This is a genomic window from Streptomyces populi, assembly GCF_002911015.1.
GTDB lineage: Bacteria > Actinomycetota > Actinomycetes > Streptomycetales > Streptomycetaceae > Streptomyces > Streptomyces populi.
In genome coordinates, this window is sequence record NZ_KZ626840.1 from 185,273 (window position 1) to 212,119 (window position 26,847).

General features: G+C 71.2%; 26 protein-coding genes. 16 read left to right on the top strand and 10 right to left on the bottom strand.

What is annotated here, in order from left to right; translation table 11 throughout:
• Nucleotides 1-83: 83 nt before the first annotated feature.
• Complete coding sequence (locus CW362_RS00900; protein WP_103547291.1) at nt 84-650, bottom strand: TetR family transcriptional regulator; 567 nt, start codon at nt 648-650, stop codon at nt 84-86.
• Between the two features lie 164 nt (nt 651-814).
• Between CW362_RS00900 and CW362_RS00905 the strand changes: the two genes are divergently transcribed.
• Together CW362_RS00905 and CW362_RS00910 are read left to right on the top strand one after the other, a co-directional pair.
• Complete coding sequence (locus CW362_RS00905; RefSeq protein ID WP_103547292.1) at nt 815-1,750, top strand: SDR family oxidoreductase; 936 nt, start codon at nt 815-817, stop codon at nt 1,748-1,750.
• Between the two features lie 184 nt (nt 1,751-1,934).
• Nucleotides 1,935-2,306 (top strand): VOC family protein, encoded by a 372-nt coding sequence (locus CW362_RS00910; protein ID WP_103547293.1) that lies wholly within the window; start codon nt 1,935-1,937, stop codon nt 2,304-2,306.
• A gap of 245 nt (nt 2,307-2,551) precedes the next feature.
• On the opposite strand, the gene CW362_RS00915 is transcribed toward CW362_RS00910, so the two are convergent.
• The 3 genes from CW362_RS00915 to CW362_RS00925 are packed head-to-tail and all read right to left on the bottom strand — an operon-like array spanning nt 2,552 to nt 4,779.
• Nucleotides 2,552-3,733: an RNA polymerase sigma factor gene (locus CW362_RS00915; RefSeq protein ID WP_103547372.1), complete on the bottom strand. Its 1,182-nt coding sequence runs from the start codon at nt 3,731-3,733 to the stop codon at nt 2,552-2,554.
• Nucleotides 3,734-3,789: 56 nt separating this feature from the next.
• Nucleotides 3,790-4,113 (bottom strand): YciI family protein, encoded by a 324-nt coding sequence (locus CW362_RS00920; protein WP_103547294.1) that lies wholly within the window; start codon nt 4,111-4,113, stop codon nt 3,790-3,792.
• Between the two features lie 54 nt (nt 4,114-4,167).
• Nucleotides 4,168-4,779: a dihydrofolate reductase family protein gene (locus CW362_RS00925; protein WP_103547295.1), complete on the bottom strand. Its 612-nt coding sequence runs from the start codon at nt 4,777-4,779 to the stop codon at nt 4,168-4,170.
• A 406-nt stretch (nt 4,780-5,185) separates the two neighbouring features.
• On the opposite strand from CW362_RS00925, the gene CW362_RS00930 reads away from it, so the two are divergent.
• Both CW362_RS00930 and CW362_RS43710 read left to right on the top strand, forming a co-directional pair.
• Nucleotides 5,186-5,752 (top strand): DinB family protein, encoded by a 567-nt coding sequence (locus tag CW362_RS00930; protein ID WP_103547296.1) that lies wholly within the window; start codon nt 5,186-5,188, stop codon nt 5,750-5,752.
• Nucleotides 5,753-6,280: 528 nt separating this feature from the next.
• Nucleotides 6,281-6,448, top strand: coding sequence for a hypothetical protein (locus CW362_RS43710; protein ID WP_167455599.1), 168 nt, complete (start codon nt 6,281-6,283; stop codon nt 6,446-6,448).
• Between the two features lie 24 nt (nt 6,449-6,472).
• Here CW362_RS43710 and secD read toward each other — a convergent pair whose 3' ends face one another.
• The 3 genes from secD to CW362_RS00950 all read right to left on the bottom strand — a co-directional run bounded on the left by secD (nt 6,473) and on the right by CW362_RS00950 (nt 10,897).
• On the bottom strand, nt 6,473-8,692 hold the full coding sequence (gene secD / locus CW362_RS00935) for a protein translocase subunit SecD (RefSeq protein ID WP_240657592.1): 2,220 nt from the start codon (nt 8,690-8,692) through the stop codon (nt 6,473-6,475).
• Nucleotides 8,693-9,281: 589 nt separating this feature from the next.
• Nucleotides 9,282-9,947, bottom strand: a complete 666-nt coding sequence (locus CW362_RS00945; RefSeq protein ID WP_103547299.1) for a response regulator — start codon at nt 9,945-9,947, stop codon at nt 9,282-9,284.
• Nucleotides 9,944-10,897: a HAMP domain-containing sensor histidine kinase gene (locus CW362_RS00950; RefSeq protein ID WP_103547300.1), complete on the bottom strand. Its 954-nt coding sequence runs from the start codon at nt 10,895-10,897 to the stop codon at nt 9,944-9,946. Before CW362_RS00950 ends, CW362_RS00945 begins: the two co-directional genes overlap by 4 nt.
• 347 nt (nt 10,898-11,244) lie before the next feature.
• Between CW362_RS00950 and CW362_RS00955 the strand changes: the two genes are divergently transcribed.
• The 8 genes from CW362_RS00955 to CW362_RS00990 all read left to right on the top strand — a co-directional run bounded on the left by CW362_RS00955 (nt 11,245) and on the right by CW362_RS00990 (nt 19,347).
• On the top strand, nt 11,245-11,571 hold the full coding sequence (locus tag CW362_RS00955) for a TraR/DksA family transcriptional regulator (RefSeq protein ID WP_103547301.1): 327 nt from the start codon (nt 11,245-11,247) through the stop codon (nt 11,569-11,571).
• Between the two features lie 82 nt (nt 11,572-11,653).
• Nucleotides 11,654-12,025 carry a TraR/DksA family transcriptional regulator gene (locus CW362_RS00960; RefSeq protein WP_103547302.1) on the top strand — a complete coding sequence of 124 codons (372 nt, stop codon included), beginning with the start codon at nt 11,654-11,656 and terminating at the stop codon, nt 12,023-12,025.
• Nucleotides 12,022-12,840 (top strand): rod shape-determining protein, encoded by an 819-nt coding sequence (locus CW362_RS00965; protein ID WP_206300815.1) that lies wholly within the window; start codon nt 12,022-12,024, stop codon nt 12,838-12,840. The genes CW362_RS00960 and CW362_RS00965 overlap by 4 nt, the downstream gene beginning before the upstream one ends.
• A gap of 673 nt (nt 12,841-13,513) precedes the next feature.
• Nucleotides 13,514-14,548: a glycosyltransferase family 2 protein gene (locus tag CW362_RS00970; RefSeq protein ID WP_103547303.1), complete on the top strand. Its 1,035-nt coding sequence runs from the start codon at nt 13,514-13,516 to the stop codon at nt 14,546-14,548.
• Entirely contained in the window at nt 14,545-16,023 is a 1,479-nt protein-coding gene (locus tag CW362_RS00975) for an NAD(P)/FAD-dependent oxidoreductase (RefSeq protein WP_206300816.1), read from the top strand. Before CW362_RS00970 ends, CW362_RS00975 begins: the two co-directional genes overlap by 4 nt.
• Nucleotides 16,020-17,438 carry an aspartate aminotransferase family protein gene (locus CW362_RS00980; protein WP_206300817.1) on the top strand — a complete coding sequence of 473 codons (1,419 nt, stop codon included), beginning with the start codon at nt 16,020-16,022 and terminating at the stop codon, nt 17,436-17,438. The genes CW362_RS00975 and CW362_RS00980 overlap by 4 nt, the downstream gene beginning before the upstream one ends.
• The gene (locus tag CW362_RS00985) at nt 17,435-17,887 is read left to right on the top strand and encodes a hypothetical protein (protein WP_103547304.1); all 453 of its coding nucleotides are present in this window, start codon (nt 17,435-17,437) and stop codon (nt 17,885-17,887) included. Before CW362_RS00980 ends, CW362_RS00985 begins: the two co-directional genes overlap by 4 nt.
• Nucleotides 17,884-19,347 (top strand): GMC family oxidoreductase N-terminal domain-containing protein, encoded by a 1,464-nt coding sequence (locus CW362_RS00990; RefSeq protein WP_103547305.1) that lies wholly within the window; start codon nt 17,884-17,886, stop codon nt 19,345-19,347. The genes CW362_RS00985 and CW362_RS00990 overlap by 4 nt, the downstream gene beginning before the upstream one ends.
• Here the strand turns inward: CW362_RS00990 and CW362_RS45220 are convergent.
• The gene (locus tag CW362_RS45220; protein WP_103547306.1) at nt 19,289-19,783 is read right to left on the bottom strand and encodes a winged helix-turn-helix domain-containing protein; all 495 of its coding nucleotides are present in this window, start codon (nt 19,781-19,783) and stop codon (nt 19,289-19,291) included. The two genes, CW362_RS00990 and CW362_RS45220, sit on opposite strands and share 59 nt — an antisense overlap.
• A gap of 43 nt (nt 19,784-19,826) precedes the next feature.
• Here CW362_RS45220 and CW362_RS01000 point away from each other — a divergent pair, with 43 nt between their 5' ends.
• The 4 genes from CW362_RS01000 to CW362_RS01015 all read left to right on the top strand — a co-directional run bounded on the left by CW362_RS01000 (nt 19,827) and on the right by CW362_RS01015 (nt 23,385).
• The gene (locus CW362_RS01000) at nt 19,827-20,918 is read left to right on the top strand and encodes a PP2C family protein-serine/threonine phosphatase (protein ID WP_103547307.1); all 1,092 of its coding nucleotides are present in this window, start codon (nt 19,827-19,829) and stop codon (nt 20,916-20,918) included.
• 109 nt (nt 20,919-21,027) lie between these two features.
• The gene (locus CW362_RS01005) at nt 21,028-21,540 is read left to right on the top strand and encodes a hypothetical protein (protein WP_103547308.1); all 513 of its coding nucleotides are present in this window, start codon (nt 21,028-21,030) and stop codon (nt 21,538-21,540) included.
• Between the two features lie 289 nt (nt 21,541-21,829).
• Complete coding sequence (locus CW362_RS01010) at nt 21,830-22,201, top strand: VOC family protein (RefSeq protein WP_103547309.1); 372 nt, start codon at nt 21,830-21,832, stop codon at nt 22,199-22,201.
• A 116-nt stretch (nt 22,202-22,317) separates the two neighbouring features.
• Nucleotides 22,318-23,385, top strand: coding sequence for a hypothetical protein (locus CW362_RS01015; RefSeq protein WP_103547310.1), 1,068 nt, complete (start codon nt 22,318-22,320; stop codon nt 23,383-23,385).
• A gap of 180 nt (nt 23,386-23,565) precedes the next feature.
• On the opposite strand, the gene pntB is transcribed toward CW362_RS01015, so the two are convergent.
• Nucleotides 23,566-25,020 carry a Re/Si-specific NAD(P)(+) transhydrogenase subunit beta gene (pntB, locus tag CW362_RS01020; protein WP_103547311.1) on the bottom strand — a complete coding sequence of 485 codons (1,455 nt, stop codon included), beginning with the start codon at nt 25,018-25,020 and terminating at the stop codon, nt 23,566-23,568.
• A 6-nt stretch (nt 25,021-25,026) separates the two neighbouring features.
• Nucleotides 25,027-26,586: a Re/Si-specific NAD(P)(+) transhydrogenase subunit alpha gene (locus CW362_RS01025; protein WP_103547312.1), complete on the bottom strand. Its 1,560-nt coding sequence runs from the start codon at nt 26,584-26,586 to the stop codon at nt 25,027-25,029.
• Nucleotides 26,587-26,847: the final 261 nt, after the last annotated feature.

A 26,847-nucleotide genomic window follows, 5' to 3' on the forward strand; every position in this document is an offset into this window, starting at 1 on the left:
CGGTTCAACACGACGGGACGGTGAGCCCCCCTCTGCCGAGGGTGGCTTCGGGTTCTTCGGGGCCGGTCGTCCGGGACGCGCTGTCACGCGTCCGCGGTCACGGCCCGCAGACCGGCCAGCGCCTCCCGGACGAACTGGGCCAGTTCCTTCTCCTCGGTCCGGTCGACCCAGCGCCGGAACGCGAACTTGAAGACGGCGATCCCCACCTCCGCGGCGAGGCCCGCGGAGGCCTCGTCGACGCCCCGCTCGCGCAGCGCCTCCGCGAGTGTCCCGGACAGCGACGCGAGTTTGATCAGCTCGCGTTCCTGCAGCTCGGTGTTGGCGTCGATGACGGACTGCCGCTGCCGGGCGTGCTCCTGGCGTTCCTCCAGCACGGCCGCGGCGCCTTCGAGGGCCACCGCGACGGCGTCCAGCGGGGTGGCGGACCCGGGAGCCTCGGCGACGGCGTGCGCGAGCACCTCCTGGAGCGCGCTCGACCCCGCGAACAGCACCTCGCGCTTGTCCGCGTAGTGCCGGAAGAACGTCCGCTCCGTCAGCCCCGCCCGTTCGGCGATCTCCGCCACCGAGGTGCGGTCGAAGCCGCGCTCGACGTAGAGCTCCAGTGCCGCCCGTGCGAGGCGGCCACGCGCGTCCGGCTGCCATCGACCCATGCCCGGCATCGTACTCGACGGCAGTCACTGACATCGGTCGACGAGATTCGACGACAGTCACTGACATCAGGTGTTACGTTTGATGACAGTCACTGACATCGCTCGGTCGCCCCTTGTCCGTGCCCTCATGGCACGAGGGCGACCACCCGACTGGAGGCTTTCTCATGCGTGTTTTCGTCACCGGGGCATCCGGATGGATCGGCTCCGCACTCGTCCCCGAACTCATCGGCGCGGGACACCAGGTCGTCGGACTCGCCCGCTCCGAGGCCTCGGCCGCGGCGCTGACCGAGGCCGGGGCCGAGGCGGTGTCCGGCACCCTCGACGACCTCGGCCTCCTGCGCGAGACGGCGAAGGCGTCGGACGGCGTGATCCACCTCGCGTTCAAGCACGAGCTCGCCTTCTCCGGCGGTTTCCAGGACGCGGCCGACGCGGACCGCCGCGCCGTCGAGGTCTTCGGCGACGCGCTCGCGGGTTCCGGCAAGCCGTTCGTCATCGCGTCGGGCCTGGTCGGCGTGGCTCCGGGCCGCGTGAGCACCGAGGCGGACGGCCGGACGCCGGACGAGGCGTCCGCGCATCTGCCGGGCGGCCCGCGGACCCGGATGGGCACCGCCCACGTGACCCTCGCCCTGGCCGACCGGAACGTCCGCTCGTCCGTCGTGCGGCTCCCCCCGACCGTGCACGGTGAGGGCGACGGCGGCTTCGTCCCGGCCCTGATCGGCATCGCCCGCGCGGCCGGCGTCGCCGGGTACGTCGGCGACGGCACGCAGCGCTGGCCGGCCACGCACCGCGACGACGCCGCCCGCGTCTTCCGCCTCGCCCTGGAGTGCGCACCGGCGGGATCGGTCCTCCACGCGAGCGCCGAGGACGGCGTGCCGCTCCGTTCGGTCGCCGAGGCCATCGGCCGCCACCTCGACGTGCCCACCCGCTCCGTCCCCGCCGAGGAGGCGGCCGAGCACTTCACCTGGCTGTCGGGGTTCATCGGCCTCGACAGCCCGGCCTCCAGCGAGCGGACCCGCGAACTGCTGGGCTGGAACCCGACCGGGCCGGGCCTGATCGAGGACCTCGACAAGGGGCACTACTTCCGGACCGACGGGCAGTAGGCGCCGCTCACGACCGTTTCCGGAACCGGTACGGGGATGGGGACGGGCGCTCGGACCGGAGGCGGTACGGGGGACGCCGGGCATCTCCCTGGGTCGTACCGAACCGTCCGGCACATGCGGTCCTGACGCCTTGGCGCCTTCCTGCCTCTGCCGTCCGGACAGGACCAGGGGCACACTGGCCGATATGCCCCTTTCGCTGCATCACATCGTCATCGACGCGCACGACCTGCCCTCACTGTCCCGGTTCTGGGCCGAGGTGCTCAGGTGGCGGATCCTCTCCGAACGGGAACGGGAGGTCGTGATCGGACCGGACGAGACGGCCCCGGTGGGCATCTGCTTCATGCCCGTGACGGGCCACAAGGTCGTCAAGAACCGTCTGCACCTCGATCTGACCTCCGCGGCCGAGGACCGGGAGGCGGAGATCGAGCGCGTCCTGGCACTCGGGGCCCGCCGGGCAGACGTGGGGCAGAGCGGCGAGGAGTCGTGGACCGTACTGGCCGATCCGGAGGGGAACGAGTTCTGCGTGGTCCGCCCGAAGACGACCCTCATCACGTGAGGCGGACGCGCCTCGCACCGGTTGCCGGCCGTGCCCGGCACCCTCCGTACGGCCCATCGACCCGAACCGGCACCCATGGCTCAGTCGTTGGAGGATTCTGCTGGAAATACCCCACCGGGGAGGACTCCAACGCGTCGCTCGGACGAGACGAGATCCGTCCCCGGACCGACCGTTTCGCGGGGTGCGTCGACGGGACGCCCGGGGGTCGTCGGTCGCTGCGGGAGTTTCGATCGGAACATGCGGCGCTACCGCAGTTGGTCGCGGCGACGGGTCAGGTAGGCAGTCTCGGCGGTGTTGCCCGCCAGTTCGATGGCTTTGTCGTAGGCCGCGCGTGACTGCTGACCGCGGCCCAGCCTGCGCAGCAGGTCGGCACGGGCCGCGTAGTAGGCGTGATAGCCGGCCAGCTGGTCCTCAAGACGGTCGACGGCCGCCAACCCCTCCTCCGGACCGTGGAGTTCGGCGACCGCGATGGCCTGGTTCAGAGCGACGACCGGTGAGGGGTCGAGGCGTACGAGCTGGTCGTAGAGGGCGACGACCTGGGACCACTCGGTGTCACGCGTGTTCGGGGCGGACGTGTGCACGGCGTTGATCGCGGCGAGGATCTGATAACGGCCCGGAGCCACCCCGCCGGCGGCAGCGGCGAGGCGTTCGCGCACCAGTCGGTGGCCCTCGGCGATCAGAGCCGCGTCCCACTCCCCGCGGTCCTGCTCGTCGAGGGAGACCAGCTCGCCGCCGGCCGAGACCCGGGCGGTGCGGCGGGCCTCGGTGAGGAGCATCAGCGCGAGCAGCCCGGCCACCTCGCCGTCGTCCGGCAGGAGGGCGCGGATCAGGCGGGTGAGCCGGATCGCCTCGGCGGTCAGGTCGTGACGTACGGGATCGGTGTCGGGGCCGGTCGCCATGTAGCCCTCGTTGAACATCAGGAAAAGGACGGCGAGCACGCCCGACACGCGTGTCGGCAGATCCTCGGCGGACGGCACCCGATAGGGGATGCGAGCCGCCTTGATCTTGGCCTTCGCGCGGGTGATCCGCCGCTCCATCGCGGTATCGGCCACCAGGTAGGCGCGGGCGATCTCGGGCACCGTCAGACCGCCCACCATGCGCAGCGTCAGCGCTACACGGGTCTGCATCGCCAGCGCGGGGTGACAACAGGTGAAGATCAGCCGGAGTCTGTCGTCGTCGATCGCGCCGACGGGCTCGGGCGGGTCGTCGTCGTACACCAGCTGAGCCTCCTTGTGCTTGTCGTCGCGCTTGCTCTCGCGGCGGATCCGGTCGATGGCCTTGCGGACGGCGGTCGTGGTCAGCCAGCCGCCGGGGTTGGGCGGTACGCCGTCGGCCGGCCACCGCCGAACGGCGGTCGCGAACGCCTCGGCAGCCGCCTCCTCGGCGATGTCGAGGTCACCGAAACGCCTGGTCAGGGCGGCGACCATCCGGGCCCACTCCTCGCGGTGGGCCCGAGTGATCGCGTCCCGGACGTCGACATCGTTCACTGGAACGGTCGCACCTCGATCTTGCGATCACAGACCTTCGACGCCTCGGCGGCGAGTTCGAGCGCCACATCCAGGTCGGGGACCTCCCACACCCAGACGCCGGCGAGGTACTCCTTCGACTCCAGGAAAGGACCGTCGCTGAACATCGCCTGCTCACCCCGGTTGTCGACGACCGTGGCCGCGTCGGTGTCCGCGAGTCCACCCGCGAAGACCCAGTAACCCCCGGCGATCAGTCGCTCGTTGAACGCGCTGATGGCAGGCTGCCTGTCCGTGCTGCCGGGATCTGTCTTGTCGTCGATCACGGAGACCAGATATCGCATCTGAAGCTCAACTCCTGTGGTGTCGGGGTGGGTGTGTTTCGGTGGCCGGGCACTTCACCCGTTCGCGTACCGCGGGCGCCCGGCCGGCCGGTAGACCTGGATCGACACGCCCTTCGAGTCGACCCGCGACTCGATCAGGTCGAGCGCGAGATCCGGACCGGTCTCCGGGAACAGTCTCGCGCCCTGGCCGAGAATCACCGGGACCACGATCAGGGTCATCTCGTCGACCAGATCGTTCTCCAGCAGCCACCGGGTGAGAGCGCCGCTGCCGTGTACCTGCAATTCACCCCCGGGCTTGGCCTTCAGCTCGCTCATGGCCGCCGCGAGGTCGGCGCCGCGGAGGACGGTGGTGTCCTCCCAACGCGGTGCGGTGAGCGTCGTCGAGACGACGAACTTGGGGGCCTCGTTCAAGGCCACACCGATGGGGTGTGCGCGCATCCGGTCGATCGATCCCCAGGAACCGGCGAACAACTCGTAGGTGCGCCGGCCGAACAGGAACGCCCCTGCGCGCTGGTAGGTCTGTGCGATGAACGCCCTGGTCTCGTCATCCCCCTTCCCCTGGGCCCATCCACCGCGCTCGAATCCGTTCCTGCGGTCTTCCGGCGCGCCGCCGTTCCCCTGCATCACTCCATCGACGGTGACCTGGGTCATGGTCGCCAGCTTCATGATCGCGGCTCCTTTGCCATGGCACCGCCTCCTTGTGGACGGTCTCACCCGTGCCACGAACGACACCGCCCCGTTCCGACACGCCTCCCGGAATTCTTTGAAAAACTTTCCGGGACGCCTGGCGTCAGCGATGAGGAGCAGCGCGGCATCCCTGACGCCCCAGGCGTTCGCACCCGGGCAGGTACGGGGTTCGAACCCCTCCGCCCCGACAGGTGAAACACCACGCTCAGGCCTGGGCTCCTGTGAGCAGGCCGAGCCTGCTCCCCTGGTCCGGAAGGCGCCTGGAAGGCCAGCGGGGAATGAGCATGGAGATCTCACCTCCGGGCTCTTTAGGTCAGAATCCGACCTCTATGGCTCCTAACGTCTTCAGTGCCCGGCGGAACAGGAACCATGGAAGGCAGCGACCATGAGCGAGACCGTGACCGACATCGAACCGGCCACCGACGATCCGGCCCGTGAGCCGGCCACCGGAGAGCGCGACGACTTGCTGGAGGCGCTCGCCAAGCATCGGCAGTTCCTGCGATTCACCACCCGCGACCTCACCGACGAGCAGGCCGGGCGCCGGACCACCGCCAGCCAGTTGTGCCTGGGCGGCCTGATCAAACATGTCACCGCGGTCGAACGGACCTGGGCGCGGTTCATCGTGGACGGCCCGTCGGCGATGCCCGACTTCACCAACATGACCGAGGCCGACTGGGCGCGGCGGGCCGACGAGTTCCGGATGCTGCCCGGCGAGACGCTGACCGGCGTGCTCGCCGAGTACGCCGAGGTCGCTCGCCGGACCGACGAACTCGTCGCCACCCTGCCCGCCTTGGACGCCACACAACCACTGCCGAAGGCCCCGTGGTCCGAGCCTGGCGCGCGCTGGTCGGCCCGCCGGGTGCTGATGCACGTCATCGCCGAGACCGCCCAGCACGCCGGCCACGCCGACATCATCCGCGAGTCCCTGGACGGCGCCAAGACCATGGCGTAGCCGGCTCCACGGCGGTGACCACGCCCGCCTGACCGGATCCGCTCAGCGATCAGGGCCGCTCCGTATGCTCCGGAGCGGCCCTGATCGCGTGTCTGCGGAGCGCGTGGCGCACGAACTCGATACGGCAGGGCCCCAGCCGCTCCGGAGCGTTTCCGGCGAGGGAACCGAGCTCGCCCGGGGCGGCGGACGGCGCGGCGGTCTCCGGCCCCGGACTCTTCCCGGCCGCGACCGGACGCGGCGACCCGGAAGTCGCGGACCGGCACAGGGGACGCGGCGGCCCGGGGCGGCCCCGCCCGGCCGGTCAGCCGCGAGCCGTGCGCCGGCCTCCCGGGATCGCCCGGCGCCACCGCGTCCGCCCCGCGTCCGGCACGACATGGCCCGCGAGGGCGCCGAGCTTTCACACGCCTGTCCGCGAAGTTGCACCCGAACGGTCTACAACCTCCCGGGCGAGGCAGGCGGCGTACCCCCGTTCGACCTACGCTGAACACGGACCGACAACCACCGCGTCATTCCCTTCCGGGAGGCGTCATGGCTGTGTTCGCACTGCTCGTCCCCGTTTTTCTCATGCTCATGATGTTCGCGCTGGACGCGTTCGAGGATCTTCTGTTCCCCCCGCCCGTCCCGCCGCCCGACGAGCCGGAAGAGCTCGACGGCCCCTTTGCCGACGAAGTGGACCGGGAGAACGCCGGCCGATGACCCGCGCCGAGGCGGCGTACGGACTCATGCGCGGCGGTGCAGTTCGATGGCCAGCGGTGTGGCGGTGAACATGGAGGAGTAGGTGCCGACCACGAGGCCGATGAGGAGGGCGAGGGCGAAGTCGGTCAGGGTGTCGCCGCCGAGGACGGCCAGCGCGGCGAGGATGAAGGCGGCCCCCATGCCGGTGTTGACGGTGCGGGGCAGGGTCCCCAGGAGGGCCTGGTTGGCGATGAGGGCGAACGGCTTCCCGCGGTCGCGGCCGCCGAGTTCTCTGATCCGGTCGAAGACGACGACGGAGTCGTTGACCGAGTAGCCGACGACCGTCAGCAGCGCGGCCAGGAAGACGCCGTCGACGGGCTTGCCGAGCCAGGCGAAGACGCCGATGAGGATCACCACGTCATGGGCGAGGGCGGCGACGGCGGAGGTTCCCAGGAGCCAGCGGAAGCGTGCGGCGAGATAGACGAGTTGAGCGCCCAGGGCGACGAGGAGGGCGATGAGGGCGCCGTGGCGCAGTTCCTTGCCGAGGCTGGGTCCGATCGCTTCGTCGCGGACCTTGTCGGCTTGCCGTGTCAGGCCGTTGACGGTGTCGGTGACGGTAGCCGCCTGAGTGTCGGTCAGGTGGCCTGTACGGATGGTGAGTCGGCTCTCGCCGGAGGTCTGGACGACGGCTCGGGGGAATCCGGCGTCGGCGAGCGCGGTTCGGGCCCGGTCGGGGTCGACGGGGGTGGCCGTCGCGTATTCGACGAGGCGGCCGCCGGTGAATTCGACGCCGAGGTCGAGGCCGCGCACGGCGACCCCGGAGGCCGCGAGGACGAAGGCCGCGGCGGAGGCGGCCAGCCACCGGCGCGGGTGGCGCATCAGGTTCGGCGCGGTGCGGGCGAGACGGGCGCGGACGGTACCGGTGTGGGCGATGCCGGTGAGGTGGGGGCGGCGGTGCAGGCGGGGACGGGTGACGGCGAAGTCGGCGAGGACTCGGGTGATGACCAGTGCGCTGAGCATGGACGCGAGGACGCCGATGCCGAGTGTGACGCCGAACCCTCGCACCGGGCCGGAGGCCAGGAAGAACAGGAGACCGGCCGCGATGAGGGTGGTGACGTTGGAGTCGGCGATCGCGCTGAAGGCACTGCGGAATCCCGCGGCCAGCGACGACCGTGGAGTGGGGCGCGTACGAGAGGCGTACTCCTCGCGGGCGCGTTCGAAGACGAGCACGTTGGCGTCGACGGCCATGCCGATGGCCAGGACGAACCCGGCGAGGCCCGGCAGGGTGAGGGTGGCGCCGAGGGCCGCGAGGGCGGCGTAGGAGATGAGGCCGTAGCAGGCCAGGGCGACCGTCGCCAGCAGTCCCATGAGCCGGTAGACGGCGATGATGAACAGCGCGGTCAGAGCGGTGCCGACGGTGGCGGCCCAGGCGCCGGCCGTGATGGCCTGCGCGCCCAGGGTGGGGCCGACGGTGCGCTGCTCGACGGTCTCGACCGGCACCGGCAGGGCGCCTCCGTTGATGAGCAGGGCCAGTTCCTCGGCTTCGCTGTCGTCGAAGGTTCCGGTGATCTGGGTGGAGCCGCCGCTGATGCCGGACCGGCAGGCGACGGACGGGGAGACCTGCGGCGACGAGACGATCTTGTCGTCCAGGACGATGGCGACCCGGCGACCCGGCTCCCCGGCCGGGTGACACGCCGCGTCGCCGGTCAGACGGGCCCAGCCCTTCTCGCCCGCTCCCTTGAAATCGACGGTGACGTGCCATCCGGCGCCGCCCTGCTGGTCGAAGCCGACGGCCGCCCTCTCGACGTCCCCGCCGGTCAGTGAGGCCGCCCCGAGGCGCAGTCGTCGGCCGGACTCGTCGGCGATCACCCGCTCGTGGGGCCGTTCGGGCAACGGCTCATCGACGTCGGTCGCCGTGCCGAGCACCTGGTGGAAGGTGAGCTGGGCGGTGCGGCCGAGCACGTCGGACGCCTTGCGGGGATCCTGGAGCCCGGGCAGTTCGACGACGATCCGGTCGTCGCCGGACCGGGCGATGGACGGCTCGGCGACACCGAGCGCGTCGACACGGCCGCGCAGCACCTCCACCGTGCGGTCCGTCGCCTCGCCGTCGGCGTCGGCATCGGCGGTGGGGCGGGTCTCCAGCACGATCTGGGTTCCACCCCGCAGATCGAGGCCGAGGTGGACGGGCACGGTGAGTGCGACGTACAGGGACAGGGCGACGGCAGCGAGGGCGATCATCCCTCTGACGTGCTGGGATCGGTTCACGGCGGGCCTCCGGCGGGCGCCGCGGCCAGGGTGGTGGCCGCGGTCGGGAATGAGGAGAGGGAAGGGTTCGGATGCCGGAGAGGGTGGGGGGTGCGCGGTCCCCGTGAGGGTGTGCCGGTTGTTCAGGCGCAGGCGGGCCCGGCGCCGGGGCAGAGGGCTGGGCGGGGCGGAGCGGGGCGATCGCGGTGCCGGGTGACGCACCCGGGGCGGGGGTCCCCGGAGCGTGACGCTCGCCGGTGGTGTCCCGATGGCTGCGAACGGCAGCGGTCGGGACGTCCGAGCCCGTATTCTCCGCTTCGTCCAAGTGGTCCGTGCTGTCTCCGCGTGGCTCGCTGGAACAGGCGGGGCTGTACGCCGACGCGGTCCCGATGACGAACACCGCGCCCCCGGGCACTCGGAACTGCTCGGTGCCGGGGACGGACAGGCCGATCAGGGGAATCAGGACGGCGAACAGGACAGTGAGCAGGACCTCCGGGAGGGTGGTCGGCATCGCCGCCGTGGCCGGGCCCGGGCCGAGGGCGCACGGAACGCTGGGCGCACGGCGGGCCACCCCCTCCCCCCTTTCGGTCGTGCTGGTGGATCGGCGGGCTCAGGCCTCGATGAGGCCGGCGCGGATCGCGTAGCGGGTGAGTTCCAGCCGGTCGCGCAGTCCGAGCTTGTGCAGCAGGTTCTCCCGATGCCGGTGGACCGTCTTGATGCTGATGAAGAGCATCTCCGCGATCTCCTTGGAGGAGTGGCCCTCGGCGACGAGCTTGAGGACCTCCTCCTCTCGCGGGGTCAGCACCCGCTCGGGCGGCTCCTCGCCGTTGCGGACCCGGTCGAGGTAGTTGCGGATGAGGGCGGTGACCGCACCCGGGTACAGGAAGGGCTCGTCACGCATGGCGGCCCGGCACGCCGCCACCAGGTCGCGGTCCGCCACGGACTTCAGTACGTATCCGCCGGCGCCCGCCTTCAGCGCCTGGAAGAAGTACTGCTCGTTGTCGTGCATCGTCAGCATCAGCACCCGGACTCCGGGCTTCAGCGCGAGGAGTTCCCGGGTGGCCTGCAGGCCGGTCAGCCGGGGCATGGCGATGTCCATCACCGCCAGGTCGACCTCATGGGTGCGGGCCAGTTCGATGGCCTCCGCGCCGTCTCCCGCCTCGGCGACGACCTCGAGGTCCGGCTCCCGTTCGAGAATGAGCCGCACCCCTCGACGTACCAGGGCGTGGTCGTCGGCGAGGAGGATGCGGATCACGGAGGTGTGGGGGGTGGTCATGGCTGCTTCCTGAGGAGGGGTACGGTCAGGCGGACGGTCGTACCGGCCTGCGGCCGGGAGGCGACATCCAGCGTGGCCCCGATCAGCAGGGCCCGCTCGCGCATGCCGCGCATGCCCGCGCCCTCGCGGGCGGCGCCGGTTCCGCGGCCGTTGTCGCCGACGGCCAGCACCACGGCCTCGTCGGTGTGGAGCAGGCTCACTTCGACCTGGTCCGCTTCGGCGTGGCGGGCCGCGTTGGTCAGGGCTTCCTGGGCGACGCGGTAGAGGACGAGTTCCGTCTGGTGGTCGAACGCGGGCAGGCCGGTGTCGAAGCGGCGCACCACACGCAGTCCGGCATGGGTGGCGAACTCGGTGGTCAGCGAGGTCAGGGCGCTGACCAGACCGAGGTCCTCGAGTGCGCCCGGCCGTAGGCGACGGGCCAGACGGCTCACCTCGTCCAGGCTGCCCCGGGTGATCTCCTGCACCTGCCGGAGTTCACCGCGCAGGGGCTCGTCGGCCTCGCCGGCGGCCCGCTCGAGCGCCAGCAGGATCGCGGTCATGCTCTGGCCGACCTCGTCGTGCAGTTCCTGGGCGATGCGGCGCCGCTCCGTCTCCTGTGCGAGCAGGGCGCGGGCGCTGCTGGTGGCCCGCTCGTGTTCGAGGCGCTCCAGCATGTCGTTGAAGGTGCGGATCAGTTCGGCGGTCTCGCCGCGCCCCCCTTCCGGCAGTCGCTGGCCGGGGCGCAGCAGATCGACGGTGGTCATCAACCGGGTGAGCCGGTCGAGCGGGGCGAGGGCGATCCGCAGCAGGGCCGCGTTGGCGACCAGCATGACGACCAGGCCGACGACGAGGATGACCGCCTCGGTCAGCACCACCGGCACGGACACGGTCACCGGAGCCCACAGCAGCAGGGCGGTGGCGCCCCCCAGCACGAGCGCGTTGAGCACGTAGATCCGCCAGAACAGGGACACCGGGATGACGCCTCTCGCTAGGTGACACGGCTTCGTGTCTACTGTCGGTCACCGCGCACCCCGAACGTGAGCTGCGGCCATCGAACTCGACCGGCCTGCCGTCCAGGCTGCCCGCCGCCGGTGCACGGCGTCGATGGGTTCCGATGCCCATTTCCGGATACGTGACCTGCCCACACCTCGACGGGCGCCGGGCCAAACCGCGGATGGGTATCGCGCCCGATGGGATCCGCGGGGCACCGCGGCCAGGGTGGAGGCACGAACCGGCCCTCGTGGCCGGCCCCCATGTCCTCGCCTCGGCGGCCGCCTGCCAGGGGCGAGGGCACCTCCTCCTCGCGGAAGGAACGACCATGTCACTCGATACGCCCCGGACCGGAACCCGTCGGGAGCGGCTGACCGCGCACGAGGCCCTCCAGCGCCTCGAACACGAACGTGCCTCCCGCCTCACCCAGCTGCGGGCCATCGACGAGGCCGGGCCCGACACGGAGGAACAGGTGATGTCCGCGCAGAAAGACACCATCCGGCGCGTCCTCACGGAGGTCGAGGCCGCGGTCGCCCGTGTCCAGGACGGCAGCTACGGCACCTGCCGGAACTGCTCCAAGCCCATTCCGGTCGAGCGTCTGGAGATCCTGCCCTACACATCGTTCTGCGTCCCCTGCCAGCGCGGCGTCGCCTGACCGGTACACCTCTCCCGTCAGCGCGACACCGCCTGACAAGGCCCCGTCCGCTCTCCCTCTCCCGCCTTGCCCAGGGGGTGACTTGGTGAACCACCAGACCGTCGACGATCGCCGTGCGACTCTGTCGGCCGAGGACTTCTCCGCGCTGCGCGAGAACCTGCGTGAGCAGCGTCTGTTCCGCCAGGAACAGCTTCAGCAGCTGTCGGCCGCCGCGACCCGCGCCGACGCGTTCCTCGACCGGCAGGCCGCCTCCCAGACCGAGGTGCGCGTCAAGCTCGCCGCATCCGCCCGCATGGTCCTGGCCGACGTCGAAGCCGCGCTCGACCGGATGGACCGGTGCCGCTACGGCACGTGCCACCTGTGCCGCGGGCCCATCGCCCGTGAGCGGCTGATGATCGTGCCGCAGGCCCGCTACTGTGCCCGCTGTCAGCAGGTCAGGGAGGCCGGCCGGTGACCGCCACGCCCCGTCCCCGTCCCGCGGCCACCGGGCACCGTTCGTGTCCCTGGTACCTGCAACGCACCGGGATCGCCCTCGACCTGGGCAGTTCCCGCACCCGTGCATGGGTGTCCGGGCGACGCATGATCCTCGACGTGCCCACGGTCACCTTCCCGGGCGAGGGCGCCACCTGTCCCATTCAGCGCGGCACGATCGTCGACACCCCCGGCACCGCCCGGATGCTCGACCGGCTGCTCGGCCACCGTCTGCATCGTCTCGACCGTCCGCTGCTCGTCGTGACCACTCCCGTGCTGGGCGGCATCGCCTACCGGGCCGAGGCCCGCACCGCGGTCGAGGTGCTGCGTCCGCGTTCGGTGCTGACCGTCCCCACCGCGCGCGCCGTGGCCACGGCCGCGGACGCCGACCTGGCCCATCCCCTGCTCGTCGTGGACATCGGCGCCCACGTCACCGAGGTCACGCTCCTCACCGACGGCGTGGTGACCGACGTCCGCTGCACCGCCCTGGGCACCGACGACCTGGACGTCCTCGCTCCGCCCACGCGCATCACCGAGGCGGTCGTCGCCATGGTGACCGCCATGCTGGACCAGGACCACACCTCCCAGACGTTCGACGCTCTCCAGCGGGGTGCGCTCCTCGCCGGCGGGGGTGCCCTGCGCCCCGACATCACGTATCCGCTCGCCGGCCTGCTCCACGCTCCCGTCCGGCCCGTCCGGGCCCCGCACACCGCCGCGGTCCGCGGCGCCGCGAAGCTGTTGCAGGCCGCCCGCTCCCATCCCTCCGTCACCGTGGTCGGCGACCCTGCCGGGCGGTGAGGGGCGTGCCGGGTGACGTGGCCTCGGGCCGGCGGCCGGTCGCCACGGTGTCCCGCCGCACGCCGGGCGAAACGTCCCGGCCGATCCGCCACCGCAAGCACCCCCGAAGGGATCAGCAGGTCCTGACGTCCTCTCAGATGCCATGTCCAGTGACGACTTGGCCATGTCCTTCCAGCCGGAACCCGGCGTGCCCGGTTCGCGGAGCGGGCGGGGATCCGCGTACTCACGCCTGTCGGGCAGTCCGACGGCGTACCGCAGCGGCTGCTGTGGCGTGGCGTCCATCGGATCTCGCCTTCCTGGTCGGACCCTTCGGTCTGTCGCCGACTCGAGTCGTCGGCCGATCGCCCGCCCGCACGATCGAGGGCACACGAATCACAGCAGGTCAGAGACGCCTCCGCATGCCGCGGGCAAAGGACGGTGTTACGTTTAACTGCGGGCCTGAATCGCCGGTAGGAACCCCGATGCTCTCCACGCGGCGTCCTCTACGGCGAGACGGCACGCCACCCGTATCACATCAGTGATCAATCGGAGTTCCTCGGCTGCTGTAGATCTGCGGCCGGGCGGAGGAAGCCTCCGATGCCCGCGAGGCCCGGCTCGTGCCGCTCGCATCCATACACCCGCCCCGCACCTGTCGCCTCCGGATCGAACAGCACCGGAGGAGAAGGAAGCAGCGATGCCCGAGAACAGCGCGGCCTCGAGGATCAGTCCACGGAGTCTGATCAGCGTCGTGGTGCCGTGTTTCAACGAACAAGACGTTCTGCCCGACACCTACGAGCGGTTGACGGCCGTGATGAGTCGTCTGCCCGACTGCGACCACGAGTTGGTGCTCGTGGACGACGGCAGCACGGATCGCACCTGGGAAGTGTTGCAGGAGCTGGCCGCACACGACTCCAGACTCCACCTCGTGCGGTTCAGCCGGAACTTCGGCCACCAGTGCGGGCTGCTGGCCGGGCTCCGCGAAGCGGTGGGCGACGCGGTGGTGATGATCGACGCGGATCTCCAGGACCCGCCCGAGGTCGTCCCCGAACTGGTGGGGCGATGGCGGCAGGGCTGGCCCGTGGTGTCCGCCCGCAGAACCTGCCGGGAGGGCGAGTCCTGGTCCAAGCGCGGATCCGCCTACGCCTTCTACCGGCTCCTGGACATGCTGGCCGACCAGCCGGTGGCCAGGGACACCGGTGACTTCCGGCTGCTGGACCGCAGTGTGGTCGACCTGATCACGACCCTCCCCGAGCGCAAGCTCTTCCTGCGCGGCCAGATCAGCTGGGCCGGTTTCCCTGAGACCACGGTGGAGTACGTCCGTCGACCCCGGCCGGCGGGAACGTCCAAGTACGGTATCCGCCGTCAACTCGGCCTCGCGCACCAGGCGTTGATGAGTTGCTCCGCCTTCCCGGCACGGCTTCCGGTGCTGGCCGCGACCACGTCACTGGGTACGGCGGTCGCCGGATCCCTGATCGGCCACAAGGCGCCGCGGGGCACCTGGGCGCTGGGCGTCCAACTGCTGTGCCTCGGCGTGCTGGCGGACTACGCGTTCCAGGAGTACGACCAGACGCGCGGCCGTCCCGCCTACCTGGTCCGCCAGAGTGTGCCGGGCCGGTCCGCGGCGCGGGCCGCGCGAACGGCGACGTCCGCGGAATCCACGTCGTCCCGCGTCATCTCGGGCCCGACAAGTCCCGGCGGTGGTACCGACGGTGAGGCGGAGGCCTCGTGAGCGGCCGGACGCCGGGCACGGCACTGCTGGACGGCCGGCTGTCGGCCCAGGAGCCCGGTGACGAAGTCCTGGTGATCGGCGGCGGGTTCACCGGCCTGGCCGCCGCGCACGAGCTCGCCCTGGCCGGGGTGGCCTGCCGGGTGCTGGAGTCCGAGCCGTACGTCGGCGGCCTGGCAGGATCGTTCGAGGTCGAGGGAACCAGGCTCGAACGCTTCTACCACCACTGGTTCTCCTCCGATCTGGAGGTCCGGCGACTGTGCGCGGAACTCGGCTGCTCCCACCTGCTCCAGGAGCACCGGACACAGACCGGCGTGTACTACGCGAACTCGGTGTACCGGCTGTCCAGCCCGTGGGACGTGCTGCGCTTCGCCCCTCTCCCGCTGCCCGACCGGGTCCGGCTGGGCTGGTCCGCGGTGCGGGCCCGCCAGGTGAAGCACTGGCGGGACCTGGAGGAGCTCACCGCCCGCGAGTGGCTGCTGGCGCTGAGCGGACCGCAGGTCTACGACAGGGTCTGGCGCCCGCTGCTGGAGGCGAAGTTCGGCCAGTACGCGTCCGAGGTCGGCGCCACCTGGATGTGGACCAAGCTCCACCTGCGCGGCGGCAGCCGATCGCACAGCGGCCACGAAGTCCTCTACTACCTGCACGGTGGCAGCGCCGCCCTGCTGGACGCCTGGGTCTCGCGTCTGTCCGAGCTGGGGGTCCGGATCTGCACGAACACCCCCGTACGGCAGGTGCTGACCGACGGCCACGGGGTGTGCGGGGTCCGTTCCGACCGCGCCGTGCTGCCCGCACGCCGGGTCCTGGCCACCACGGCACCGGGCCTGCTCGCCGGCCTTCTCGCCCCCGCCGGTGCGGGACCACCACCCCATCCGGACATGCCCGCCGTCCGTCGCCGGCTGTCCGCCGTCCCCTACCTCGCCAACCTGTGCCTGGTGCTGGAGAACGACCGGCCGCTGTCGGACACGTACTGGCTCAACGTCACCGACCCGTCGTTCCCCTACGTAGGCGTCATCGAGCACACCAACCTGGAGGCTTCCGACGCCTACGCCGGCCGTCATCTGGTCTACCTGTCCGCCTACTTGCCGACCAGCGCGGAGCTGTACCGGATGGACGACGACGCCGTGTTCCACGCCAGCCTTCCGCACCTGAGCCGGATGTTCCCGCAGTTCCGCCGCGACTGGGTCCGGCGCTACCACGTCTGGCGGGCCGATCACGCCCAGCCGGTCATCACCCCGCACTACTCCGACCGCATCCCGGCGATGGAGACCGACCTGCCGGGGCTCTACCTGGCCAGCATGGCCCAGGTCTACCCCCAGGACCGGGGCACCAACTACGCCGTGCGGCAGGGGCGGCACGCCGGCCGCCTGATCGCAGACCGGATGCGCACCGCCCGCCGTACCGCCCCCGACCCACTGCTTCCCGGCGCCGGGTACGGCACGGGCCCGCAGTTCGGCCCCGAGGAGGGGATGGCATGAACTCCCTGATCACCACCGAGGAATGCGAGCGGATGCCCATCGCTCAGGTGCACGAGCTCTACCGTCGCCACGTCAGCCGGGACCAGGTGAGCCTGCTCTCCGCGTTCGGGTTCGGCCGCGATGCCGTGGACAGCGCCTCGGGCTGCTGGATCACCCTGCGCGACGGGCGGCGCGTCCTGGACTTCACCGGCGGGATCGGCGTCCTGAACCACGGCCACAACCACCCCCGCATCCTGGCGGCCCGCCGGCGCTTCCAGGAACTGCGGCGCATGGAAGTGCACAAGAACTACTTCTCCCCGTACGTCGCCGCGCTCGGCCACAACCTGTCCCAGCTGCTGCCCGGCGATCTCGACGTCAGCTACTTCCCCAACTCGGGCGCGGAGGCCGTCGAGGGCGCCCTCAAGATGGCCTACAAATACCACCGCGGTCATCGCGGCACCGTCCTGCACACCGACATCGCCTTCCACGGCAAACTGCTCGGCGCCGGAAGTCTCACCACCTCGCCGGAGGTGCACTTCACCTTCCCGCGGATCCCCGGCACGGACAGCTTCGCCTTCGACGACCTCGCCTCCCTCGAACTGGCCCTGGAGCGGCACACCACGCCCGAGGGAGCGAGCGACGTCTACGCGCTGGTGCTGGAACCCTTCAGCGCCTCCAGCCTGCGCGAGTGCTCGGAGGAGTTCCTGCGCGAGGCGCGCCGACTGTGCACCGAGCACGACATCGTCCTGGTCTTCGACGAGGTCTACACCTCCTGGGGCAAAACGGGTTCGCTCTTCCACTTCATGCGCCACCCCGGCCTCGTCCCGGACGTGGTGACCACCTCCAAGTCCTTCGGCGGCGGCAAGGCGTCCATCTCCGGCTACGTGGCCAGGGAGCCCGTCTTCCGCAGAGCCTACGACTCGCTCCCCGACGCCACCCTGCACAGCACCACCTACTACGGATTCGGGGAGGAGACGGTCACCGCGCTGGAGGCGGTGGCGATCACCGTCGACGACGACTACCCCGCCAGGGCCCGCCGCCTCGGCGCGCGGCTGCACCGCGGCCTGACCGCCCTCGCCGCCGACCACCCCGGCCTCGTCGCGGAGGTCCGCGGCGCTGGTGCCCTTCAGGGCGTGATCCTGCGCCACGGCCCGGCCGCCCTCGACCACGCGCTGCGCCTGCTGTCGTCCTCCTTCGCCCACGACCCGCAGGCCCGGGCCAAGCTGGCCACCGCCGCCGTGGTCGCCGCCCTCTACCGCGACCACGGTGTGCTCACCTACTACGGCTCCAACCACGACCTTCCCCTGATCGCCGCGCCTCCGCTGGTGGCCGAGGACTCCGACGTCGACCTCTTCCTGGAAGCCCTGAACGCGACACTGGCCAAGGGAATGCCCCGTCTCCTGGCCGGCCTGGTCAAGGAGAAGGTCACCGCATGACCTCCCCGGCGATCCGCCCCGCACCCCCCGCCGCCGACGGGTCCCGTCCCGCGCACGAACACCGTCGCCTGCGACTCTGGGAACGGCGCGTACGCGCCGCCGGCCTCCCGCGGCTCTGGGCGGGCCGCTGTACGGCCCTGTCCGATCCCTCCCGCCGGGCCGCGGCGATCCGTCACACAGCCGCCACCTTCGCCGCGCTCCCGAAGCCGTACCGCTTCGTGCTCGCCCTGCTGCTGCGACTGTTCCCGGTCGCCGTCGCCCTCACGGACCCACTGGCCCCGCTCCGTGGCGCCCCGGACCAGGCCCGTCTGCAACGTACCGCCGACCGGCTCTCCACCGTGCCCGGCTGCGCCGAACTGCTCAAGGCGAGCAGTTCGCTGGCCCTGTACGGCGCCCTGGACGGACCCACCCCCCAACGCTCCACCACGCGACGGCAGGGGCTCGGATGACCAGTACCGCACGCACCGTCCGCTGCGACGCACTGGTGATCGGCTCGGGAGCCGGAGGCAGCACGGCGGCCCTGGAACTCGCCGGCGCCGGCCGGGAGGTCCTCGTCCTCGAGGAGGGCCCGCTCATCTCGCAGGCGCGGATCGCCCAGGCGTCTCCGCCGGAGAATCTGCGTCTGCTCTACCGCCAGGGCGGTCTGGTGCCCATCCACGGCGCACCCACCATCCCCTTCGGGGAGGCGCGTTGCGTCGGGGGAACCACCGTGGTCAACGGAGGGCTGCTCTGGCGTCCCCCCGACCGCCTGCTGGAACACTGGGCGTCCACCGGCGTCGACGGCTTCCGGGCCCACCACCTCGCCCCCCACCTGACCGAGGTGGAGCGGCGCCTCGGCGTCATCGACCAGTCGCCCGGGCGGGGAAACGGCGACTCGGTGCTGCTCACGCAGGCGGCCGACCGACTCGGGTGGCACTGGGCCCCGGCCCGCAGGGCGGTACGAGGCTGCCGACACGCCAACCGGTGCGTCACCGGCTGCCCCACCGGGGCCAAGCAGAGCATGCTGGTGAGTTACCTGCCCGCCGCCGAACAGCTCGCAGCGGTCGTCCAGCCGGACACCAGGGTCGTCCGGCTCGAACACGACGGCACCCGGGTCACGGCCGTGCACGCCCTGCGCGGCGGCCGACGACTGCGCTACCTCCCGCGGACGGTGTTCCTGGCTGCCGGCCCGATCGGCAGTGCGCTCCTTCTGCGGCGCAGCGCCATCGGCGGTCGTGGCCCGGGCCGGGCCATCGCGTTCCATGTCAACTTCCGCACCGTGGCGAGGTTCAGCGAACCCGTCCGCGCCACCGAGGGCACCATCTTCACCGCGCAACTACAGGAATTCGCCGACCGGGGTGTGCGGGTGATGCCCGCGAACCTCACTCCGGGGTCACTCGCCGCGGCCCTGGCCGCCCACCCTGCCGGGACTGTGGACCGGATGCTGGCCCAACTGGACCGGATCGCGGTCTACACCACCCAGGTGAGCGTCCGAACCACCGCACGGCTGTCGGCGGTACCCGGCCTCGGCGCGGTCCTTCGTCACCGCTTGACCGGGGGCGACCGGGATCTGCTGCGGTCCGCCTTCCGGCACACCGCCGAACTCCTCCTGGAGGCCGGCTCGGTCGAACTGCTACCGCCCGCGCCCACCAGCCTCACCACCGCCGCGCAAGCGACCGATTTCGCGCTGCACGGCCGTCCCGAGACCTGGGACCTGATCTCCGTCCACGCCATGGCGTCCTGCCGGATGGGCCCACCCGCCATCGGTGGGGTGTGCGACGCCCAGGGCCGCCCGCACGGCTTCACGAACCTGCGGCTGTGTGACGCCAGTGTCCTGCCGGGAGCCACCGGTATCAGCCCGCAGGAGACCATCATGGGTTTCTGCCGCCTGATGACGGCCCGGCATTTGGAGGATCCCACCCGTTACTGATCCCTTCGGGGTGGTGTCGGGTGCCGCCGGGTGCGGGTCTGGTGCCGGCGAGGGCGACGTCGGCCGGCGGGCCGCGCCGTGACGGTGACCAGGCGCCCTGCACCGGATTCAGGTCCGTTGCGCAAGAAGGAAGTTGCACGATGGTGAGCCGGTCGTGGGCGGCGGCGTGCTCACGCACCCCCACGGCCCGGCGAGCGGGACACCGCCGGGACCAGCCGTGCCGGCGCATCAGCCGCCACACCGCCGACGTCGAGCAGTCGATCCGCCGCCTTGTGCGTACCGCACAGCGCCATGGCGCGCGCACTCCGCTCGGCCGCGGCACTCGCCGCCGGATCGCCCGCGGTGCGTCCCTGCGGTGTGCGGCGTTCGGGTCATAGCCGTGGTGTCGCGTGCGAGCCGGAAGGCGATGCGGAGGCGGGGCGGACGGGCAACCCATAGCGTGAGCCGACAGGGAGATCAGTCGACGTCTGGAGCAGCGCGTGGCCGGGCTGGAGGTGTGGCAGCGGCTGGGAAGGTGGAGGAGCCTGCTGCCGACGGTTCTGCTCGGCGCGGCCGTGGTGATCGATTTCGCGACGCCGACCACGGTCAGCGCCGCGGCCCTCTACGTGGCCGCGGTCCTCACCGCCGCTCCCCTGCTGTCCCTGCGCGGGACCGTCGTCACCGGGGTGGCGGCGTTCCTCCTCGACCTGGCCATGTTCGGGTACTTCGGCTTCCACGGAACCGCGACCGAGTTCAGCGAACTGTCCATGGTCGCGACGGTGGCCGTCTTCTCGGCCTTCCTCAACCGCCTTCTGTACCACCTGCACACCCAGCTCCGTTCGGCCCGGGACATCGCCGCGACCGTGCAGCGGGCCGTCCTGCGCGACCCGCCGACGGCGAGCGGCCCCTTGCGGTTCGCCGCCCGCTACGAGGCGGCGCAGACGGACGCGCAGATCGGCGGAGATCTCTACGTGGTGGTCGACACGCCGTTCGGTGTGCGCTGCATGATCGGCGACGTGCGCGGCAAGGGACTGGACGCGGTCAGGGCGGTCGCGAACAGCATCGGCACCTTCCGTGAGGCGGCCCTGCAGGAACCCGGCCTCGCCGCGCTCCTGGAACGGCTGGAGCGGGCCGTCGTCCTCGAGATCGAGCAGTCGGGAGGCGTCGCCGAACTCGAAGGGTTCATCACGGGCGTGGTCGCGGAGTTCCCCCGGCACGGCAACGAGGTCCGCCTGGTCAACCGCGGCCATCCGGCACCCATACTGTTCCTGCCGGATGGTGTTCGATATGTCGAACCCAGTCGGCCGACATTGCCCCTGGGCCTGACCACCCTGGCCACCGGTCCGGAACGCGTCGACACGGTGACGTTCCCGGAGGGCGCCACTCTGCTGCTCTACACCGACGGACTCACGGAAGCCCGGAACGGGAAGGGCGACTTCTACGAGCCGGTCCGCAGGCCCGGCCTGATGCGGCACACCCGTCCGGACGCCCTTCTCGACGCCCTCCTGGCCGACGTGCACCGGCACACCGGCGACCAAAGGAGCGACGACATGGCGCTGCTGGCGGTCACCCATGGATCCGGGACCGCGTGACACGCGAGGACCGGGCACGGCGGCGCGGATACGGACGGCTCCGGCCGGGGCCGGGACGGGACCGGTCATGGGATGCTCCCGTGATCACGCATGTTCGTAAGGAGAGGCCGTGGCAACACTCGAGGAGATCAAGGCACTACTGGGAGAACCCGGTTTCCATTGGTCCGACCCCGCTCCCTGGACACTCCTGGAACAGGAGCTCGGGGTCGCCTTCCCCGCCGACTTCCGGGCCGTGACCGACGCCTACGGCCCGGTCGTGATCAGCAGCGGGCTGCACCTCTATCACCCCGGCCACCCGACCCGGAACCTCGGAGAAGAGATCAAGGAGTCGATGGAGTTCTGGCTGGAGGAGGATTCGGCGGAGTTCCTTCCCACCGGCGCGGGATCCCGTCCCGGCGAGCTGTTGCCGGTCGCGACAGGCACGACGGCGGAGACGGTCTTCCTGCGGATGCCGCACGAGCCGTCGGCGCCTTGGGCCGTCGGGGTGCAGGAGATGGACAGCGGAGAGTTCGTCCTCTACGAAATGACGTTCAGCGACTGGCTGTTGGCCTACCTGAAGGGCGACGACGTGATGGCGGGCGCCTCCGCTCCGGAACGGCCGTTCTTCGAGCCCCTGAGCTAGACGAGGTCCGGGAGACGCCGTGGTCGCGGGGGCCGTCCGATTACCCGCTCCCTACTCGTTCCCGAACTCGTCGGCGCGGGGTACTGCTTCCGGACCGGCGGGCGGAAAGCGTCCCTCGCGACCGTTCCCGGAACCGGGACGGGGGCGGGGCGGGGGCGGGTATTCGGACCGGGAGCGGCACGGGGGACGCCGGGCGTCTCCAGGAGTCGTACCGGACTGTCCGACACATACGGCCCTGAGACCCTCCTGGCTCTGCCGTCCGGACAGGACCAGGGGCACACTGGCCGATATGCCCCTTTCGCTGCATCACATCGTCATCGACGCGCACGACCTCCCCTCACTGTCCCGGTTCTGGGCCGAGGTGCTGGGCTGGCGGATCCTCTCCGAGCGGGAACGGGAGGTCGTGATCGGACCGGACGAGACGGCCCCGGTGGGCATCTGCTTCATGCCCGTGACGGGCCGCAAGGTCGTCAAGAACCGTCTGCACCTCGACCTGACCTCCGCGGCCGAGGACCGGGAGGCGGAGATCGAGCGCGTCCTGGCACTCGGGGCCCGCCGGGCGGACGTGGGGCAGAGCGGCGAGGAGTCCTGGACCGTACTGGCCGATCCGGAGGGGAACGAGTTCTGCGTGGTCCGCCCGAAGACGACCCTCATCGGCTAGGACCCGGATCCCTCGAACGCCGTACACGTACAAGCGTCCCGCCGGCCCGGCCGGAAGCCGGGACCGGCGGAGCGGGACCGGGAGTCGCTGTCGGCGGGGTCCGTTACCTTCGGCCCATGTCGATCACCGCACAACCGCACGGCTCGGTGAAGCTCCCGGGCGGGGCCGCACTGGTCAACGGCTTCGCCTTCGAGGGCCGCGGGAACGCGCCCTGCCGCGCCCTCCTCCGGAACGGGGACGAGCTGGAGGTCTACGACCTGGACGAGGTCTTCGCGGGGGAACGGGCGCCGACCGCCGTTTTCCCCCTCCCCTGGCCGGGGTGGGACCGGGGCGTCCACTCGGTGAGTCCGGACGCCACGTTCGCCGTGTTCTCGGGTCAGCGCGCGGTCCGGGCCGTCGGCCCCGGAGGAGAGCCGCTGTGGGAGTACCGGCACGGCTGCTGGGGGCCTGAGCTCGACCACGCGCACACGGGGGACGAGCAGGAGGTGTGCCCCGGGATCGAGCACGGATCCTGCCGCGTCTCCGACGGCGGCCGGCTCGTCTGGGCGCATGTCGTGCTCGGTCCGGAGGAGGACTGGCAGGAGTGCTGGGTCGTTCTCGACGCCCGGGACGGACGGGAGCTGGCCCGGCTGCCGCTGGACAGCGCGGCCTCGGGTTCACACCACCTGTCCCACCCGGACGGCCTCCACATGGGGCTCTGCATCGGCATGGGGCAGGACGGCGTCCTGCTCCACTGGGCACGCTGGGACGGCGAGGAGCTGACCTGTTGGGACCTCGACGAGGCCTCGGACCGCATCCTGATGGACGTCCACCCCGGCCATGCGGGCTTCCTGACGGTAGAGCACTACGGAGCCGACCTGACACTGCACGCCCTGGACGGCACCGTACTCGCCGAGGGGGTTCCCGAGCCGTCCGACGAAGAGGACCCGCCCTGCTGGGACTACGGCTGCGGCTTCGTCGACGCCGACACCGTCATCGCCTCGACGGTCGAATCCGACGAGGACCCGGACCGGGCCCTCCACTGGATGCTCGACGCCCGCACCCTGCGGGTACGGGACGCGGTCGTGTATCCCACGGGCCGTGTCCGCGGCTACGCGCGCCCGCTCGGAGACGGCACCTGGCTCACCTATGACGGCGGGAGCGGGGCGCTCAGTCGCTGGACCGAAGCAACGCCTCGAGCCTGACGGGGGGTTCGTACCGGACCGCTCCATGGAGACACGGCGGTCCGGGAAGCCCACGGCCCACCGGCCGGCTCCCGCACACAGGGGTACGGGAGGCGGACGATGGGCCGTGCCCCGGAACAGGGGCCGAGAGGGGGACGCTGCCGTGCGTGAGGCGCAGGCGAGTCACCCGGGGTACGGACCTCAGCGGGCCAGAGCGGCTTCGCCCGGCGCCTGGGCGCGGGGGTCGGAGGTGAGGGCGTGGAGGATCTCCTCGACGCTCTGCTTGGCGTCACCGAACAGCATGCTGCTGTTCTCGCGGAAGAACAGCGGGTTCTGCACGCCCGCGTAGCCGGAGGCCATGGAGCGCTTGAAGACGACGACCTGCTCCGCCTCCCACACCTTCAGCACCGGCATGCCCGCGATCGGGCTGGCGGGATCCTCCTCCGCGGCCGGGTTGACGGTGTCGTTGGCGCCGATGACCAGGACGACGGAGGTGTCGGCGAGGTCGTCGTTGATCTCGTCCATCTCCAGGACGATGTCGTACGGCACCTTGGCCTCGGCCAGCAGCACGTTCATGTGTCCGGGCAGACGGCCCGCCACGGGGTGGACGCCGAAGCGGACCTCCACACCGCGCTCCCGCAGCCGGCGCGTGAGTTCGGCGACCGGGTGCTGTGCCTGGGCCACGGCCATGCCGTAGCCGGGGGTGATGACGACGGACCGGGCCTGGGTCAGGAGCTCGGCCACCTCGCGGGCCTGGATCTCGCGGTGCTCGCCCTGCTCCTCGTCCCCGCCCGAGGGAGCCTCGATGCCGAACCCGCCCGCGATGACCGAGATGAAGGAGCGGTTCATCGCCTTGCACATGATGTACGACAGGTAGGCGCCCGAGGACCCGACCAGCGCGCCCGTGACGATCAGCAGGTTGTTGTCGAGCAGGAATCCCGCCGCCGCGGCGGCCCAGCCGGAGTAGCTGTTGAGCATGGAGACGACGACCGGCATGTCGCCGCCGCCGATCGAGGCGACGAGGTGCCAGCCCAGGACGAGGGCGAGGACGGTCACGGCGATCATCAGGCCGAGGCTCGGGCTGATGGTGAACCAGACCGTCAGCGCCACGAACGCCGCCAGCGCCGCGACGTTGAGCGCGTTCTTGCCCGGCAGGACCAGCGGACGGGACTTGATGCGCGCCGACAGCTTGAGGAACGCGACGATCGAGCCGGTGAAGGTGACCGCACCGATGAAGATGCCGATGAACACCTCGGCGTGGTGGATGCCCAGCAGGTCGGAGGTGACGTGCTTCTGCGCGTCGCCGTGCGCCTCGACCTCCAGGTAGCTGTTCCAGCCGACCAGCACCGCGGCGAGACCGACGAAGCTGTGCAGCACGGCGATGAGTTCGGGCATCTGGGTCATCTCGACCTGCCGCGCCCGCCAGATGCCGATCGCGGCGCCCAGGGCCATCGCGACGACGATCAGCGTGACCGCGCCCGCGGTGATGCTCTGCGCCGCGAGCACGACGGTGGCGACCAGGGCGAGGGTCATGCCGGCGATGCCGTACACGACACCGGCGCGGGAGGTGCGGTGCTGGGACAGTCCCGCCAGGCTGAGGATGAACAGCAGGGCGGCGACCAGGTCCGCAGCGTGGGAGGCTGTGGTTGACGTCATTGTGGCTCAGCCCTTCGAGAACATGGACAGCATGCGGCGGGTGACGGCGAAGCCGCCGAAGATGTTCACGCTCGTCAGCAGGATGGCCACGAACGAGAGCGTGGTGACGACCGCGCTCTCGTGTCCGATCTGCAGCAGCGCTCCGATCACCACGATCCCGGAGATCGCGTTGGTGACGGACATCAGCGGCGTGTGCAACGCGTGGTGCACCTTGCCGATCACGTAGTAGCCGATCACCACCGCCAGTGTGAAGACCGTGAAGTTCGCCGCGAGTTGCGCCGGGGCGAAGGCGACCAGGGCGAACATCGCCAGCATGCCGGCGCCGATCAGGGCGAACCGGACCGCCGGGGTGAGCCGCGGCTCCTTGGGCTTCTCGGTCTGTGCGGCCGCCGCAGCGGGCGCGGGCTGGGGGGCGGCCGAGACCGCCACGGGCGGCGGGGGCCAGGTGATCTCACCCTCGCGTACGACGGTCACCGCCCGCTGGACGACGTCGTCGAAGTCGACGACCAGGCGGCCGTCCTTGCCGGGGGTGAGCAGCTTGAGCAGGTTCACCAGGTTGGTGCCGAACAGCTGCGAGGCCTGGGTGGGCAGCCGGGACGCGAGGTCGGTGTAACCGATGATGGTGACGTTGTTGTCGGTGACCACGGTGCGGCCCGCGACGGTTCCCGCGACGTTGCCGCCCTGGGCGGCGGCCATGTCGACGATGACGCTGCCGGGCTTCATCGCCGCCACGTCCTCCGCCGTGAGCAGACGCGGGGCGGGGCGGCCCGGGATCAGCGCGGTCGTGATGACGATGTCCACGTCCTTCGCCTGGGCGTGGTACAGCTCGGCCGCGGCGCGGTCGTAGTCGGCGGAGGTCGCCTTGGCGTAACCGTCGGTGCTTTCCTCCTGCGCCACGTCCACCGCGAGGTATTCGCCGCCCAGCGACTTCACCTGGTCGGCCACTTCCGGCCGTGGATCGGTCGCCCGGACGATCGCGCCGAGACTGGAGGCGGCGCCGATGGCGGCCAGTCCGGCCACACCGGCACCGGCCACCAGTACCTTCGCCGGCGGAACCTTGCCCGCCGCCGTCACCTGGCCGGTGAAGAAGCGCCCGAACGCGTGCGCCGCCTCGACCACGGCCCGGTAGCCGGCGATGTTGGCCATGGAGCTGAGCACGTCCATGGACTGCGCCCGCGAGATCCGCGGTACCGCGTCCAGGGCCAGCACGGTGATGGGCCGGCTCGCGAGCTCCGCGAGGAGGTCCGCCCGCTGGGCCGGACTGATCAGCCCGATCAGCGTGGCGCCGTCGGGCACCCGCGCGATCTCGCTCGACGAGGGGGAGTTCACCTTCAGCACGACGTCCGTCTGCCAGGCGTCGCCGATCCGGGCCCCCGCCTCGCCGTAGGCGCCGTCCGTGAAACCGGACGCCGTACCGGCGTCCGACTCGACGACGACCTCGTAGCCCAGTCCCACCAACTGGCGCACCGTGGCGGGCGTCGCCGCGACACGGGTCTCCCCGGGAGTGGACTCGGCCACCACTCCGATGCGCTGGGGCGGGTGGTGGGCCGATTCTTGTGCGGGCATGGCGATGTCTCCCTCAGGGGGCACGGATGTGGAGGCACAGAAGTTCGATCAGGGGGAGGTCCGCACCCCTTGGACGCAGGAACTTACATGGTGAAGCGCGCTGTTCGGCACAGCGCGCAGCCGTGACTTGTTTCACGCGAGGTCTGTCGCCGACAACACGCCGACAGGGGTTCCGCGATCCGGCATTCCGGGAAACATCCGCCGGCGTTTCGGCGCCTCGGGAGTGGGTACCAATTCGGGCCACGATCAGGCCCGCGCCGA

Coding starts and splice junctions, on each gene's coding strand:
- CW362_RS00900 (WP_103547291.1), bottom strand. CDS start 650: ATGGGTCGATGGCAGCCGGACGCGCGTGGCCGCCTCGCACGGGCGGCA.
- CW362_RS00905 (WP_103547292.1), top strand. CDS start 815: ATGCGTGTTTTCGTCACCGGGGCATCCGGATGGATCGGCTCCGCACTC.
- CW362_RS00910 (WP_103547293.1), top strand. CDS start 1,935: ATGCCCCTTTCGCTGCATCACATCGTCATCGACGCGCACGACCTGCCC.
- CW362_RS00915 (WP_103547372.1), bottom strand. CDS start 3,733: ATGGTCGCCGCCCTGACCAGGCGTTTCGGTGACCTCGACATCGCCGAG.
- CW362_RS00920 (WP_103547294.1), bottom strand. CDS start 4,113: ATGCGATATCTGGTCTCCGTGATCGACGACAAGACAGATCCCGGCAGC.
- CW362_RS00925 (WP_103547295.1), bottom strand. CDS start 4,779: ATGAAGCTGGCGACCATGACCCAGGTCACCGTCGATGGAGTGATGCAG.
- CW362_RS00930 (WP_103547296.1), top strand. CDS start 5,186: ATGAGCGAGACCGTGACCGACATCGAACCGGCCACCGACGATCCGGCC.
- CW362_RS43710 (WP_167455599.1), top strand. CDS start 6,281: ATGGCTGTGTTCGCACTGCTCGTCCCCGTTTTTCTCATGCTCATGATG.
- CW362_RS00945 (WP_103547299.1), bottom strand. CDS start 9,947: ATGACCACCCCCCACACCTCCGTGATCCGCATCCTCCTCGCCGACGAC.
- CW362_RS00955 (WP_103547301.1), top strand. CDS start 11,245: ATGTCACTCGATACGCCCCGGACCGGAACCCGTCGGGAGCGGCTGACC.
- CW362_RS00970 (WP_103547303.1), top strand. CDS start 13,514: ATGCCCGAGAACAGCGCGGCCTCGAGGATCAGTCCACGGAGTCTGATC.
- CW362_RS00980 (WP_206300817.1), top strand. CDS start 16,020: ATGAACTCCCTGATCACCACCGAGGAATGCGAGCGGATGCCCATCGCT.
- CW362_RS00985 (WP_103547304.1), top strand. CDS start 17,435: ATGACCTCCCCGGCGATCCGCCCCGCACCCCCCGCCGCCGACGGGTCC.
- CW362_RS00990 (WP_103547305.1), top strand. CDS start 17,884: ATGACCAGTACCGCACGCACCGTCCGCTGCGACGCACTGGTGATCGGC.
- CW362_RS45220 (WP_103547306.1), bottom strand. CDS start 19,783: ATGGGTTGCCCGTCCGCCCCGCCTCCGCATCGCCTTCCGGCTCGCACG.
- CW362_RS01010 (WP_103547309.1), top strand. CDS start 21,830: ATGCCCCTTTCGCTGCATCACATCGTCATCGACGCGCACGACCTCCCC.
- CW362_RS01015 (WP_103547310.1), top strand. CDS start 22,318: ATGTCGATCACCGCACAACCGCACGGCTCGGTGAAGCTCCCGGGCGGG.
- pntB (WP_103547311.1), bottom strand. CDS start 25,020: ATGACGTCAACCACAGCCTCCCACGCTGCGGACCTGGTCGCCGCCCTG.
- CW362_RS01025 (WP_103547312.1), bottom strand. CDS start 26,586: ATGCCCGCACAAGAATCGGCCCACCACCCGCCCCAGCGCATCGGAGTG.